The organism is Bacillus atrophaeus, from assembly GCF_039519175.1.
In the GTDB taxonomy this organism is placed as follows: Bacteria; Bacillota; Bacilli; order Bacillales; family Bacillaceae; genus Bacillus; species Bacillus atrophaeus.
Map to the genome: position 1 here is coordinate 2,683,570 of NZ_CP154443.1, position 14,433 is coordinate 2,698,002.

The window sequence follows — 14,433 nt, forward strand, 5'->3', positions numbered from 1 at the left end:
GGGATGAACAGTGAAACAGGATCAATTATGGCTTTTTTCTACAAGCAATGGCCTGTCCCGATTTATGACAGCGAACTGCCTGATCATTTTCAGATTCCGTCATTATATGTCCCCGTTCCTTCTGTTTTTGAAGAAACCGATACGGTATCAACCTTCAAGAAAACCTACAGCCTCAATATGAAGCTGTTCCACACGAATTCCGCCCTGGCGCTGAAAGAAGCAGACCGGCTCGCCGACACAGTCAGGGAGTGCAGAAATATCGTTCCGCTGCTTGATGAGTCAGGCGCTGAAACAGGTGATTTTATTCGGATTACACGGATGGAAACGAGGGTTGGAGACAGAGGCGAGGCGGTGATGACCGTCCGCTGGAGCAGCCGGTACTACTATCAAAAGACGGAACAGCCTGTTTTGCAGGATATTGATATAAACAGCGGGGTGAAGTAAAAGTGAAAAAAAACAATACCATAAAGGCTGGAAAAACTGAGGGAACAGAAGCTCTTTTTGCCACAGCCGATTTAACCAAGCACGCAAAGGAGCTTTTCGGCGTAAAACCGGAAATTCTCCTGGGGGCTTTATTCGGCGTGCAAAAAACACATATGACAAAATCAGAAGTGCGTAAGTACATCCAAACATTTTTAACCAAGGAGGTCATGTAATATGAATGGCGGAACATTTACAACAGGCAAAGAAAAAGATCGTGCAGGCATTTATTTTAACTTTAAAACAACGGCACAGGAACGGGTATCACTCGGTGAACGGGGGACTGTAGCGCTTCCTGTCGCATCAAACTGGGGAGAGGCCAAAACCTTTGTGTCCATTTCAAGTGTGGAAGATCTGAATAAAAAGGTAGGTCTCAGTATTGAAGATCCGTCTTTGCTGCTTTTGCGTGAAGCGAAGAAAAATGCGCAAACGGTACTGATGTATCGCCTGACAGAAGGTGTCCGTGCGTCAGCGGATATTGCAGAAGGCGTAAAAGCGACCGCTTTATACGGAGGCTCAAAAGGAAATGACATCATCATCCGTGTCAATGAAAATGTGCTTGATTCCCAAGCGTTTGATGTCACCACCTATATGGACGAATCCGAAGTCGATAAGCAAACAGTCAAGAAAGCAGAAGAGTTAACGGCAAACGACTATGTTTCCTTCACAGGAGCAGGCGATCTGTCCGCCTCAATTCCTTTGACAGGCTCGGAGGAAGAATCAACAGGGGGTACATTAAGCGCGGCAGCCGGCATCCGTTTGTCGGGCGGGACTGATAAAACGCCTGTGAACTCGGATTATACTGATTTCTTAGCCGCTGCTGAAACAGAAAACTTCGATGTGATCGCGCTGCCGGTTGCTGATAACGACCAGCTGAAAGCGACGTTTGCCGCTTTCATTCAACGTCTGCGCGACGGCCAAGGGCAAAAGGTGCAAGGCGTAACAGCCCATTACCATGGGGATTATGAAGGCATTATTAATGTGACAGAAGGGGTGCTCCTAGAGGACGGCACAGAAGTAACAGCCGAGAAAGCAACTGCTTGGGTTGCGGGCGCAAGCGCCGGTGCCACTTTCAATCAATCCCTGACATTTGTGGAATACGAGGGAGCCGTTGATGTGTTAAACCGCCTTGATCACGACAGCATTGTCGAGCGCCTTGGCAAGGGTGAATTTCTCTTTACGTATGACGCGCGCGATAAGTCCGTCAGCGTAGAAAAAGACATTAACTCATTAACGACTTTTACAGCTGAGAAAAACAAAAAGTTTGCGAAAAATAAAATTGTCCGTGTGCTTGATGCGGTTAATAACGATTTAACACGTGAGCTGAAAGCCTTAATTAAATCAAGGAAAGGCAGCGGAAGCGATATTCCGGCATCTGAGGACGGGCTTCAGTATGTGAAAACAATGATTACTCAATACATGACCACTCTTCAGGATGCGGACGGCATTACGGATTTTGATTCAGATGAAGATATTTCAATTGCTTTGAATGAAGACCGTGACGGCTTCCTCATTGATCTCGCCGTGAAACCTATGGACGCAGCAGAAAAATTCTACTTTAACGTGGAGGTAAACTAAAATGGCATTAAAAGCACAAAATACAATTTCAGGTAAAGAAGGCCGCTTATTTCTCGATGGAGAAGAAATGGCGCACATTAAAACCTTTGAAGCAAACGTAGAGAAAAACAAATCAGAAGTCAACATTATGGGACGCCGAATGACAGGCCATAAAACAACAGGCGCAAACGGAACAGGCACAGCGACGTTTTACAAAGTCACATCAAAATTTGTGATCCTCATGATGGATTACGTGAAAAAAGGCAGCGATCCTTATTTCACCCTGCAGGCTGTGTTAGATGATAAATCTTCCGGACGAGGCACGGAACGAGTCACGCTTTACGACGTAAACTTCGACTCCGCAAAAATCGCAAGCCTCGATGTAGATTCTGAAGCATTAGAGGAAGAAGTCCCGTTTACATTTGAAGATTTTGACGTGCCTGAAAAGCTTTCTGACACGTTTTAATCAAAACTGAACCAGCCATACGCAGACCTTTCTCAGAAAGGTCTGTTTTTAAATGATGAAATCAATTTAAAGATAAGGGAGTTTTTTACATGAGCGAGAAGAACGAAAACGTATATGATCTTTCCTTTTTTATGCCGGGAAAAACAATCGAAGCCGAAGAAATCAAAGTGCCGATCTCTAAGCGTTTTGTTGATAAAAAAGGGGACATCGTACCATTTATATTTAAAGCGATCACGACGGAGCGCATTGATGAATTAGAGAAAGAAACAACAACTTATAAAAATGTCAAAGGCAGAGGCCGTGTAAAAGATTTAGACAGCCAGCGCTTTTATGCCCGAATCGCAGTTGAATCAACCGTTTATCCGGACTTCCGTTCAAAAGAGCTTCGAGAAGCTTACAAAACGGCTGACCCGGTAGAAGTTGCGAAACGCGTCCTCTCAGTTGGAGGCGAATACGCAAACTGGCTCAACAAAGCGATTGAGATTAATGGTTTCGAAGATGAATTAGAGGATCTGGAAGAAGAAGTAAAAAACTAATCAAGGATGGGCATAAAGAAACCGTGTATCTCTACTATGCGATGCACGAGCTTCATTATTCTCCATCGGATTTATTAGAACTGTATGAAGCGCCTAGAAACTTTAAGGCGCTTTTGTATGGACTGATTGGATATAAGCTTGAATTAATGGAAAAAGAATCGAGGAAAGGAGGTACATAATATCGCTAAATTGACAGCTCGTTTTGACCTGGAAGATAAAGTTTCTAAAAAGTTAAAACGAATTCATAAAGGGTTTCAAATGGTCGAAAAAAAGGTGAAAACCATTAATCGACAAATCAAAATCAGTATTAAGGCAGAGGACCAAGCCTTTTACAAATTGAGAAAGATCAATGACTATATTGTCTTAAAATTTGCAAAATCACTTGAAATTAAAGTGGTTCTTGATGACCAGGCTACTGCCGGGCTTGATGTTATTGAGCATAAGTTAAAACGGCTCCCGAAAGAAAGAATCATTAATGTAAGTCTAATTGAACATGTAACAGATGCTTATAAAAAAATAAGAAAAATGTTGAGCGGGAATCAGTTTTCAGTCGGTCTTTTCGTCAATGATCAAATCACCCCAGCTACAAAACGAATATTGGGATATTTGCAAAAGAACCTTAAAAATGGGTATTCAGTTAAATTAAAAGTGATTGATGAAATAACAAAAACCGTTAATCGAATTACAGCCCTTTTAAGCCATTTTGAAAAAACGTATACAGTTAAATTAAAAGTGGTTGATGAAATAACAAAAACTGTTAATCGAATTACAGCCCTTTTAAGAGATTTTGAAAAAACATATACAGTTAATATTATCGCTAAAGAAAAATTAGCTGCTGATAAGATCAACGAGAAGAAACCGGAAGAAAAAAAGAATTGGTTTATGCAAACATTAGAAGACTTCGGAACAGCTTTTAAAGATAAAGTGATAGAAAAGATTCTTGACTCGTTATTTGAAAAAATTCCTTGGTTAAAAAAAAATGATAATGAAGAAAATACCCCAGATCATGCGCCTGGGAATACGCAGAGTAATGAGAAAGTTGATAAACGCAACACTGGGCAGAGATGCTGTTGCTGCTGCTGTGGGTGCGGAGGTAATAGCTCTGAAAGCAAAGCCAACAAAAGATATAAAAAAAGAAAAAGTCCGACAAGTGCAGGGACTTCAGGACGAACACTGAGAGTTCCAGGCGAGGTATTACAAAGACGTCAGAGCGGTGCATCAGGAGAAAATGCCACAAGCGGAAGAAATTCTGGCTCTAAGTTCAGAAACTGGCTCGGAAGCATGAGGTCCACTGCCACCGACTCATCAAAATGGGGGAAAGTTTTAACGCCTTTAAAAGGTTTGGGGAAATTTGCGAAAGGTATCCCTCTTTTGGGAACTGCATTAGCTGCAACCGATTTACTCGGGATGAACAAAGAAAATGCAGGAGAGAAAGTCGGTTCTTTTGCGGGGAATCTTGGCGGAGCTGCTGCAGGAGGAGCCGCAGGGGCAGCCGTCGGTTCTGTTGTTCCTGTTGTCGGCACTGCTGCCGGCGGAGTTGTTGGCAGTATCGCAGGCGGTATTGGGGGTTCTGATATAGGATCATCCATTGGCAAATGGTTTGATGATGGCGGCGCTTCTAAAGCGTGGGATGGAATTGTTGACGGTGCAAAAAATGCCGTCGATTGGATCAGTGATACTTGGTCTGATTTTTCGGATTGGTTTATGGATAATGTCTGGACCCCTGTTAGTGATTGGGCCGGAGATAAGATTGATATGATCACCGAAAAATTCGAGGATGCTAAGAAATGGCTGACTGATACCTGGAATGACGTGTCATCCTGGTTTATGGATAATGTCTGGAATCCATTAGTTGACGGTGTCACTGATGCTGCTGATTGGATTTGGACAAAAATAAATGACGCTTGGACTTGGATCTCAGACACATGGTCCACTGTCTCCACATGGTTCATGGATAATGTGTGGACGCCGGTAAGTGATGCTGTGACTACAGCGGCATTATGGATATGGACGAAAATTAATGAAGCGTGGACATTTATTTCCGAATTATGGTCCACTGTCTCCACTTGGTTCATGGATAATGTGTGGAATCCACTAAGTAATGCGGTGACGACTGCCGCCACGTGGGTATGGACAAAGCTTAATGAAGCATGGACATTTATTTCCGAATTATGGTCTACAGTCTCAACTTGGTTTATGGATAATGTGTGGACGCCGGTAAGTGATGCTGTCACTAATGCAGCAAACTGGATCTGGACAAAGCTTAACGAAGCATGGACGTGGATATCTGACAAGTGGAGTGCAGTTTCAGCTTGGTTTAGTGAAAATGTATGGAATCCAATTGTTTCAAAGGTAGAAGATGCGAAGAAATCAATTTCGGAGAAATTTGAGTCAGCCAAAAAAGCTGTTAAAGACGCTTGGAAAGGTATTGAGAATTGGTTCCGTGAAAATGTTGGTGATCCGTTAAGTGACATAGCCGACGGAATTAAGGAGAAATTCCAAGATACTTTTGCATGGGTCATTAAACTCCAAGAATTGGCTGGCGCTGGAGGACGGTTCATAAATAACCTTATCGGTAGAGGTGAAGATGCAACAGGTAAATCTGGCAAGTCTTCATCTGGTAAAAATTCTAGCGGTGGCGGAGGAATTGCTGGTCTTGTTCAGTCGCAGTCATCAGCGCCTACAAGTATTTTCCCTAAACAAAAGAGCGTTCTTGAAAGGAATGCGACGGGTGGTTATATTACGAAACCGACCATTTCATGGATTGGCGAAGCGGGTAAAGAGTTTGTGATCCCTGTTGATAACAACAAGGGCCGCGGTAAAATGCTTCTTTCTCAGGCTGCTTCTAAACTAGGAATGAGCGTTGTTGACGACATGGCTTCTGCTTCATCTGCAGGTGGAGAAACTGCTGTTTCACCATTAGCCGGCGGAGCATCAGTCTCAGCGACGGTAGCTCCTACTGTTGATACGTCGAGCCTAAATGAACAGGCGGCTTCTTTCGGTCAACAGTTCACACAAGGCTTCGATCAAGGTATTGGCGATAATGTCGTTTCAATGGACACTTGGAAACAGAAAAACGTCGGCCAGCCTATGAAAAATTTGATCTCTTACACTCCGAATTACGGAAAACAGGTGGTCAATGGTTATGCTAATGGTCAGAACAGTACGGCAACCGGAACAGATGGATTCCTGCAGACGAAAGTCAAAACACCATTCCAGAACACTGTGAATAAATCCTCTTCATGGGGAAGCGGTACAATTAAAGGGTTTGCTTCAGGACAAAATAGTTCCCAAACCGGTACTGATCAATATGTAAATACACATGTGAATAAGCCGTTTTTGCGATCTAAAGAATCATCAAACGGCTGGGGAACCGGTATGATCGGGAATTTTGTTTCAGGTATGACTTCAAAGGCAAGTGAAGTCCATGAGGCTGCCAAGGAACTGGCCAAAAAAGTTGAGAAGGCATTCCGTGAAGAGCTGGATATTCATTCTCCTTCTCGAGTTATGATGAGTCTCGGTCGCTTTGCATCTGTTGGTGTAGTAAAAGGGTTAGATTCTGTCGATGTGAAAAAATACGCTGAAAAGCAAGCCGGTACACTGGCAGCTGCTTATTCCGGAATGGGTGCAGTAGGGGGAAATGTGAAACAGTGGCTTATGGCAGCAATGATGGCCACAAAGACACCATTGAGCTGGCTCTCGGGATTAATGACGATTGCACAGTATGAATCAGGGGGCAACCCGAACTCTATTAACCTGTGGGATAGCAACGCGAAGGCGGGAAATCCATCCCAAGGGCTCATGCAGACAATACCGACCACTTTTAATGCACATAAAGCGCCGGGCATGGGTAACATCAGAAATCCGGTTCACAATGCTGCTGCCGCGATCGGATATATTAAGAGCAGATACGGCTCAATTGACAATGTGCCTGGTATTAAAAGCTTGAGACGTGGCGGACCGTATGTTGGATATGCCAACGGCGGACTGATCACAAAAGAACAAATCGCCCGTGTCGGTGAAGGGAACAAGCGGGAATGGATTATTCCGGAGGAGCGGGGCATTCGCGGCCGCTACCTCCTTCAGAGAGCAGCCCAAGCTTTAGGAATGGAAGTAACAGATCCATCACAAACTCAGCAGTCTGAGCTTTCATCAGGACAAGTATCAGCAGCCGTTACTTCCGGAAGCCGGCAAACGGTACAAACAGCCGGAACGAAAGAAATAAAGATTGAATTCAATGGCGACCAGCATTTTCATAACGGACAGGATGCTGACAGTCTAGTAGCTAAAATCAGGCAAGCATTACTTGATGAATTACAAAAAGACATTAACACCGGAACAAAGGGGGTCGTGGCTTTTGACTAAGTCTGTCTATGAATTTTGGATATCACAGGGGAAGGAAAAGCTGCGATTTCCCGTTCTTCCCGAGACGATTGACGTATCTAATAGCTTACAAAATGACTCAGTAAAAATAACAGGGCTGGGTGATATCACATTTATTGAAGAGCCAGGAGCTAAAGAAATCTCTTTTTCTTCTTTTTTTCCAAAAAAGTATAGCCCGATAGCTGAATATAAGAATATACCTTCTCCGGAGAACGCCATTGTTAAAATTGAAAAATGGATGAAGGCTAAAAAGCCTGTCCAATTTTTAATTACTGGAACAAAAATCAATATGACATGCAGTATTGAAAGCTTCAAATATAGTGAAGGGGACAATGAAATAGGTGATCGGGATTTTGACATTGTGTTGAAAGAATACAAAACCGCATCACCACGAAAGATCAAACAAAAGAAAAAAACAAAAACAAAACGCCCGTCTAAAGCATCTCCTAAAACCTATACAGTGAAAAAAGGAGACACGCTCTGGGACCTCGCCGGAAAGTTTTACGGCAGCAGCACGAAATGGCGCAAGATTTGGAACGCCAATAAAACGGCTATGATTAAACGCAGCAAACGAAACATACGCCAGCCGGGACATTGGATTTTCCCGGGACAGAAATTGAAGATTCCGCAATGAAACAGGTGATGACAGATGATAGAACTATTCGTCATTAAAGAAACGGAATGGTTTGAGCTGGTGGCAGAAAGCGTCTCTCTTGAAGGGCACAGGTATCAGGCGCCGCGCTCCATTGAGGCGACCATTGTTACAAAACAAGGCAGCCAAACGTATTACAGTGTATCAGAGGGCGATACCGTTTTATTTAAATGGAAAGGCAAAGAGCTTTTCAGGGGAATCGTCTTCGCAAGAACACCGGATGAGCATACACTGGCGTTCAGCGCTTATGATATGCTGCAATACTTGGTGAAAAATCAGGATGTTTATGTGTTTTCGAACCAGCGGGCCGACCAAATGATTAAGAGAATTGCCAATGATTTTCAAATCCCCGTCACAACGATCGCCAACACGGGCCATACCATCAAGTCTCTCGTATTTAAAAATGATACGAGTCTTTATGACATCATGCTGAAGGCTTTAAAGCAGACCAAGAGCCAGACCGGCCGCAATTATCAGCTTTATTCGGAAAAAGGAAAGCTTGGACTGCGGGAGTGGCCTGACCCGGCTGAAATCTGGGTGCTGGAAACTGGCGTTAATATTACGGGATACCAATACAGCACATCGATTAACGATACAGCGACACGAGTGGTGATGCGCCGCCAAAAGGATAATAAAACGTATAAAGCCACTGCCAAAGACAGCGCAGGCATGAGCAAATACGGCGTTCTTCAATATGTGGAGACGGTTTCTGACGACATCAACCAAGCCCAGCTTCAGCAGCGGGCTAAAGTGCGTCAGGCTGAAAAGAAAGGTGTCAAAAAAGAACTGAAAAATATTCAGGCGATTGGCATTCCAGATCTGCAGAGCGGATTGCCGGTGTATATTTCAATCCCGGAGGCAGGGGTTAAGAAAACGTATTGGGTTGATTCTGACAGGCATGAGTTTAAAGGAACAAAACATACGATGACCATTGATGTGGTTGAAAAAAATACGATTCCGGAAGGGGCTTCGTGATGAAATTAAGTGACGCCATTAAACAGTTAGCTGTAGGCGCCGTTCATGCTGAGTCACCGGTTGAACTGATGACGGCTGAAGTGGTTTCCGTTTCCCCTGTCGAAATCAAACTGAAAGAAAACAGCAAGCTGATCATTCCGGCAGATTTACTGATCATTCCCAAACGGATGCAGGATGGAGGAGACGATGTGCTTACTGCCGGTGAATATGTGATGATAGCGGCCTTGAGCGGCGGACAATCGTTTTTTATCATGGATAAAATTTAGAGTCCGGCTTTCGATTGTGTTTTGAAAAGCTCCGTCGTATCATTTATGAAAAGGGGGAGCCTTTTTGGACATCAATCGTTTGGACCATTTGGTGTTAACCGTAAAAAACATTCAAAGAACATGTGATTTTTATAACCAAGTGCTGGGCATGAAGGTGATCACATTTGGAGAAGGCAGAAAAGCGCTGCAGTTCGGGGAGCAAAAGATCAACCTGCATGAAGCCGAAAATGAATTCGACCCAAAAGCAAAGACGCCGACTCCGGGTTCAGCGGACCTTTGCTTTATCACCGAGACGGAAGTGCATGAAGTCATTCAGCATGTAACCAGCTGCCATATCCCATTAGAAGAAGGGCCTGTCAAAAGAACAGGCGCTTTAGGGGAAATCACCTCTATCTATATAAGAGATCCGGATGGGAATTTAATAGAGATTTCCAACTATTGACCAGCCTGAAATCAAAAGGCCCCTTCGACATTCGAAGGGTCTTTTTTTAATTGAACCAATTCATAAAGGAGTGGGCATCATGGCTCTTACACCGGAAGTTGATTTTGAAGACATTGAAGACGGCGTCGAGGCCATTGAAACCTCGCGAACCTATTACATTGATTTTGATAACGGCCATATTACAAACGAACTGATAACGGGACTCGAAGCGATCAGGCAATTTGTCTATATCGCGCTGCACACGGAGCGTTACTCATACTCTGTCTTCAGCCATGATCTCGGAAACGAGCTTCAAGAGGTTCTTTCGGACAGCGAAACGACCGAGGCTTACAAGAAAATGGAGATCCCGAGACTTATTGAAGAAGCGTTGATTTATGATGACCGTATTTCAGCCGTCACAGATTTTGAGATTGAGAAAAAAGATGATGCGTTTTTTGTCTCGTTTATCATCGAAACCGATGAAGGAAAGCTTGAGATCGAGGAGGTGATTGGCGAAGATGTTTGAAGATCAGACATTTGAAGAGATTATGGAGCGGATGCTTTCGCGCATTTCCGCTGATATTGATACGAGGGAAGGCAGCGTTATTTACAACGCATTAGCACCTGCGGCGGCTGAACTCGCCAAATCATATATTTGGCTTGATACCGTATTAGAATTAGTATTTTCAGATACAGCACAAGGAGAATTTCTGGACCGGCGGGCAACGGAAGCGGGCATTGAAAGATTAGCAGCGACAAAGGCTGTCAGGGCGGGAGAATTCACACCGGGTATTACAATTCCTACAGGCTCCCGCTTTTTCGCTGACAATCTCTATTTTCAATATACAGCAGATGGGACACTTGAATGTGAAACGGCAGGGGAAGCCGGCAACGCGAATATTTCCGGGCAGAATCTTTTGTCTCTTGATACGATCCCGGGTCTTGAGAAAGCAATTGTGAAGGATATTTTAATCCCCGGCCGGGAAGAAGAGCGAGATGACAGTTTACGAGACCGATATTTTACACGCGTTCGCCGTGAGGCTGTCAGTGCCAATAAGCAGCACTATAAGCAATGGGCGGAAGAAGTGGACGGCGTCGGAAAAGCGAAAATATTTCCTCTCTGGAACGGGGAAGGCACGGTGAAGATTGTCATAACCAATGCCACTCTTGAACCCGCATCCGATATTTTAGTCAAAAAAGTAAAAGATGCGATTGATCCCGAAGAGGGCCAGGGGGAAGGAGAAGCGCCCATCGGTGCATTTGTCACAGTGGAAAGCGCGGTGTGGAAAGAAGTTGAAATTTCTGCGGAAGTCCTGCCGGAGCTGAATCGTTCGATCGAAGACGTAAAAGCAGACATCGAAGCCGGCGTTTTACAGCTCTTTAAGAAAATGGCATTTGAAGACAATGTGATCCGTCTTTCACAAATCAATAATATCGTTTATAACGCTTCATCGGTCAGCGATTATTCCGACATCAAAATCAATGGGCTGGCTGAAAATTTAGTGCTGAACGATGTTGAAATACCAAAACTCGGGCAGGTGAATATCATTGAGCAAACTCGATGAAATGAGTGCATACCTTCCTTCATTTTTAACACGGTTAAAGGAAATGAAGGAACTGCTGCAGACGGAGGCGCCTGAGTTTGAAAAACAAAATAATAGTATATTCGAGGTCACAGACCAGCTGTTTGTATCGACGGCGACCTGGGGGCTGGATCGCTGGGAAAGGATTTTGGATGTACCGCGGGAATCAGGCGACACTTATGAAATCAGACGGTTACGGCTGATTTCCAAAATGTCGAACATCCCGCCTGTTACGTATAGAGCCATTGAACAGGCGCTAAACCGATTTTTGAAACATCCGTCCTCCCGTGTCAGGCTCCTGCCAAACCAGTACCATTTTAATGTTGACATTGATATTGATGACCTCCAGCATATAGGCGAATTGATTGAAACGCTCGAAAATATGAAACCCGCCCATTTGGACTACACACTCCGGGCCGGTTTTAACGAACCGCTGCAGATAAAAGATACGGTCATCTTCAATCATCGCAGGTACCGGACGGCCAGTGAACTGAGGGTCGGTTATTCCGTAACCCTTAATAATAACGAGGTGGTCTTAACATGATTACAAAAGCATACAGAGAACGAACCGCTGCCGATTTAAAGAACAGAATTCAAAAAGTTTTGCTCAATGGGCAGGAAACAAAAATAGTCGAACTCTCTATAAAAGGCGCAACGGTGACGGTTCTCACACAGCGGGAAGAAGATATCAAACATATTAACCAAGTCCAAATTTTTGATGAAGCGGATAACGTGATCACAGAACGAAGCACAGATTTAGACGTCAGCGACAATAGAACGCTAGACTTCCGATTTACTTTTGAGGTGGTGTAAACATGGCTTACGAAGAAAAAACAGACTGGCTCCCGGATGATCCGATCAATGAAGATGACGTGAATCGCTGGGAGAAAGGAATCAAGGACGCGCATACAGACCTGGCTGCCCATAAAAATGATATGAATAATCCGCACAACACAACGAAAGCGCAAATCGGGCTTGGCAGCGTGGATGATGTGCAGCAGGCGGCAAAAAAGGATTTTGATCAGCATGATCAAGATCAGGATCGCCATATCACAAAGGACGAGCGGGAGAAATGGGACGGCGGACAATTATCTAAATTCACAAAAGATAATGGAGCCGTTTTACTTAATATAAGTAATGGTTTGGATTTTCATAAAGTCGCTGTTAGCCAATATAAGACATTCACATTTTATACCGCAAACTCAGGAATCAATACACCGCCTCAATCCACGCGCGGCATATATTTGCATTCCTCATCTACCTACGGGGAAGCCATCGCGCTGGCTAATGATGGAGGTATATGGAGAAAAAGTTTAGTAGGTGGCAATTGGTCTGATTGGATAAGGTTTGAGACGGAAAAATCCGTTCAGGAAAAAGTCGATGCTCACGCCAAAAATACATCCATTCATGTTACTCAAACAGACAAAGACAAATGGAATGGCAGTCAGTTAACAAAAATCACAAATGATTATGGCGGAATTGCTTTTTCTGTAAATGCTGGGGAGGATATGCTTCAAGCAATCATTAATCGTGGAAGGGGCATGGGAACATTCTACGCAATTGGAACGGCGGTTAATTCTCCATCTGAAGCTTCTACAAGAGGATTTTATCAAATGACAAGTCAGGACGCTGATGGAAAAGGGATGTATGGCTGGGTATATGCCATGGATTACAAGAACAATGTTTTTACAAATTATTATGATGGAAATAAAGTCGGTTGGCAAGGGTGGAATAAGCTCGATACTGCAAATGCCGCTCAAATGAGGATAGAAAAAGCTGTCTCTGATGCTAAAGACTACACCGACTCTAATTTTTCAAACGAAAAGTTAACGGTTCTTCCTATTGCTTCGGGAATTGAAGATGCGAGAACTCCAGGTACTGAATATCCATTTGGCATTACCTTAATGAAAATATATGATGATAATCAAACTGGTTATCCATTAGGTTATGGTCTAATTAAAAATGAAAAATGGAATAATGCCCGATTCACTCAATATTTTTATGGGAACGCAGATTCGCGAAACGGAAAAAATTATTTAACAGGTACTTGGATTCGCCATTGGTGGCTTGAATCAGGATGGACACCATGGGAAAAAATTTCCGGTTTTGCGCATGCCAACATCGGTACGACCGGTATTCAGTATTTAGAGCCGGCAACTTCTACAAAAATTCAGTTCAATCGAAAAATAAAAGATAGCCACAATGCCTTTGACACAACTAACAATAGGTTTGTGGCACCGAATGATGGTATGTATCTGGTTGGTGCAGGCCTTTATATGATAAATTATCCAGCATATATAAATCTTCATATTAAAGTTTATTTGAACGGCAACGCCTATAAAACGCTTCATCATTTAAGAGGGTATTTTGAGAATAAGGATACTGAGTTGAAAGTTGGCCTGAACGGAAACGCAACTGTTCCGATGAACAAAGGTGACTATATAGAAATCTATTGTTATTGTAATTATGGAGGCAGTAACAGAAGAGGTGTAGATAATCAAGATGGCGTATTCAACTTTTTTGACATTCAGGAAATTGGAGGACTCAATTATCCAACAGTTTAGGAGGTAAATATGATTATAGCAACAGCGATTCTTTACAAATACCCTGAAGCAGATCCAACGAAAGATTTTATCATCCAAAACGATGGAGACGGATCTTATATAGCTGAATGGAACATCCGAGCGCCTATCCCAACAAAAGAAGACTTGCAGGCCTGGTGGGAAGAATTGCAGCAAAATCCGCCATATGAGCCGCCGGACCAGCTTGAATTGCTCGCACAGCAATTGTCTCAAGAAAAATTGGCCCGTAAGCAGCTTGAGGAGCTGAATGAAACATTGGGAAGCGAATTGTCAGGAATAAAGCTTGAGCTTCTCTCGTTGAAAGGAGATGTTTCTGAATGAATTATTGGGTGCTTGCCTTTTATTATAAATGGGCCACGGCTAATATGGTCAAGCAGGCGATGCGATACAATGATTGTTCCATTGAGGACTTAGCAGAAGGAGTCAACAAAAAATTAATCACGCCTGACCAATATAAAGAAATCACCGGTAAAGCCATTTAAAGGCTTTTTTATTTTGCCTTTGAAAGGAGGTGAATGATCGAAAACCGAAC

The 14,433-nt window shown here is 43.5% G+C and carries 18 protein-coding genes; all 18 read left to right on the plus strand.

The genetic code is table 11. The annotated features are described in order from the left end of the window. Positions 1 to 3: 3 nt before the first annotated feature. The gene (locus AAHT65_RS13630) at positions 4 to 444 is read left to right on the plus strand and encodes a phage portal protein (protein ID WP_343310378.1); all 441 of its coding nucleotides are present in this window, start codon (positions 4 to 6) and stop codon (positions 442 to 444) included. A gap of 2 nt (positions 445 to 446) precedes the next feature. Further along, complete coding sequence (locus tag AAHT65_RS13635; protein WP_094231845.1) at positions 447 to 656, plus strand: hypothetical protein; 210 nt, start codon at positions 447 to 449, stop codon at positions 654 to 656. A gap of 1 nt (position 657) precedes the next feature. Next, the gene (locus AAHT65_RS13640) at positions 658 to 2,058 is read left to right on the plus strand and encodes a phage tail sheath family protein (RefSeq protein ID WP_343310380.1); all 1,401 of its coding nucleotides are present in this window, start codon (positions 658 to 660) and stop codon (positions 2,056 to 2,058) included. A 1-nt stretch (position 2,059) separates the two neighbouring features. Next, complete coding sequence (locus AAHT65_RS13645) at positions 2,060 to 2,503, plus strand: phage tail tube protein (RefSeq protein ID WP_003220592.1); 444 nt, start codon at positions 2,060 to 2,062, stop codon at positions 2,501 to 2,503. A gap of 89 nt (positions 2,504 to 2,592) precedes the next feature. Continuing rightward, positions 2,593 to 3,039 (plus strand): phage tail assembly chaperone, encoded by a 447-nt coding sequence (locus AAHT65_RS13650; RefSeq protein ID WP_003327445.1) that lies wholly within the window; start codon positions 2,593 to 2,595, stop codon positions 3,037 to 3,039. A 41-nt stretch (positions 3,040 to 3,080) separates the two neighbouring features. Next, complete coding sequence (locus AAHT65_RS13655; RefSeq protein WP_072566146.1) at positions 3,081 to 3,218, plus strand: hypothetical protein; 138 nt, start codon at positions 3,081 to 3,083, stop codon at positions 3,216 to 3,218. Between the two features lie 10 nt (positions 3,219 to 3,228). Continuing rightward, positions 3,229 to 7,404, plus strand: a complete 4,176-nt coding sequence (locus tag AAHT65_RS13660) for a transglycosylase SLT domain-containing protein (RefSeq protein ID WP_088116988.1) — start codon at positions 3,229 to 3,231, stop codon at positions 7,402 to 7,404. Further along, the gene (locus tag AAHT65_RS13665) at positions 7,397 to 8,056 is read left to right on the plus strand and encodes a LysM peptidoglycan-binding domain-containing protein (RefSeq protein ID WP_088116989.1); all 660 of its coding nucleotides are present in this window, start codon (positions 7,397 to 7,399) and stop codon (positions 8,054 to 8,056) included. Before AAHT65_RS13660 ends, AAHT65_RS13665 begins: the two co-directional genes overlap by 8 nt. 15 nt (positions 8,057 to 8,071) lie before the next feature. Beyond that, a complete protein-coding gene (locus AAHT65_RS13670) occupies positions 8,072 to 9,049 on the plus strand; it encodes an XkdQ/YqbQ family protein (protein ID WP_088116990.1) in 978 nt (325 codons plus the stop codon). After that, entirely contained in the window at positions 9,049 to 9,315 is a 267-nt protein-coding gene (locus AAHT65_RS13675) for a DUF2577 family protein (RefSeq protein WP_088116991.1), read from the plus strand. Before AAHT65_RS13670 ends, AAHT65_RS13675 begins: the two co-directional genes overlap by 1 nt. A 64-nt stretch (positions 9,316 to 9,379) precedes the next feature. Beyond that, positions 9,380 to 9,757, plus strand: coding sequence for a VOC family protein (locus AAHT65_RS13680; protein WP_088116992.1), 378 nt, complete (start codon positions 9,380 to 9,382; stop codon positions 9,755 to 9,757). Positions 9,758 to 9,836: 79 nt separating this feature from the next. Beyond that, entirely contained in the window at positions 9,837 to 10,262 is a 426-nt protein-coding gene (locus AAHT65_RS13685; RefSeq protein WP_088116993.1) for a DUF2634 domain-containing protein, read from the plus strand. Beyond that, complete coding sequence (locus AAHT65_RS13690; protein WP_010788350.1) at positions 10,255 to 11,301, plus strand: baseplate J/gp47 family protein; 1,047 nt, start codon at positions 10,255 to 10,257, stop codon at positions 11,299 to 11,301. Before AAHT65_RS13685 ends, AAHT65_RS13690 begins: the two co-directional genes overlap by 8 nt. Further along, positions 11,285 to 11,863, plus strand: a complete 579-nt coding sequence (locus tag AAHT65_RS13695; RefSeq protein ID WP_061571313.1) for a YmfQ family protein — start codon at positions 11,285 to 11,287, stop codon at positions 11,861 to 11,863. The genes AAHT65_RS13690 and AAHT65_RS13695 overlap by 17 nt, the downstream gene beginning before the upstream one ends. Beyond that, positions 11,860 to 12,132 carry a hypothetical protein gene (locus AAHT65_RS13700; RefSeq protein WP_003327434.1) on the plus strand — a complete coding sequence of 91 codons (273 nt, stop codon included), beginning with the start codon at positions 11,860 to 11,862 and terminating at the stop codon, positions 12,130 to 12,132. Before AAHT65_RS13695 ends, AAHT65_RS13700 begins: the two co-directional genes overlap by 4 nt. 2 nt (positions 12,133 to 12,134) lie before the next feature. Then, the gene (locus tag AAHT65_RS13705) at positions 12,135 to 13,883 is read left to right on the plus strand and encodes a terminase (RefSeq protein WP_088116994.1); all 1,749 of its coding nucleotides are present in this window, start codon (positions 12,135 to 12,137) and stop codon (positions 13,881 to 13,883) included. Between the two features lie 9 nt (positions 13,884 to 13,892). Further along, positions 13,893 to 14,222 (plus strand): XkdW family protein, encoded by a 330-nt coding sequence (locus tag AAHT65_RS13710; RefSeq protein ID WP_088116995.1) that lies wholly within the window; start codon positions 13,893 to 13,895, stop codon positions 14,220 to 14,222. Beyond that, positions 14,219 to 14,383 (plus strand): XkdX family protein, encoded by a 165-nt coding sequence (locus AAHT65_RS13715; protein ID WP_343310381.1) that lies wholly within the window; start codon positions 14,219 to 14,221, stop codon positions 14,381 to 14,383. Before AAHT65_RS13710 ends, AAHT65_RS13715 begins: the two co-directional genes overlap by 4 nt. Positions 14,384 to 14,433: the final 50 nt, after the last annotated feature.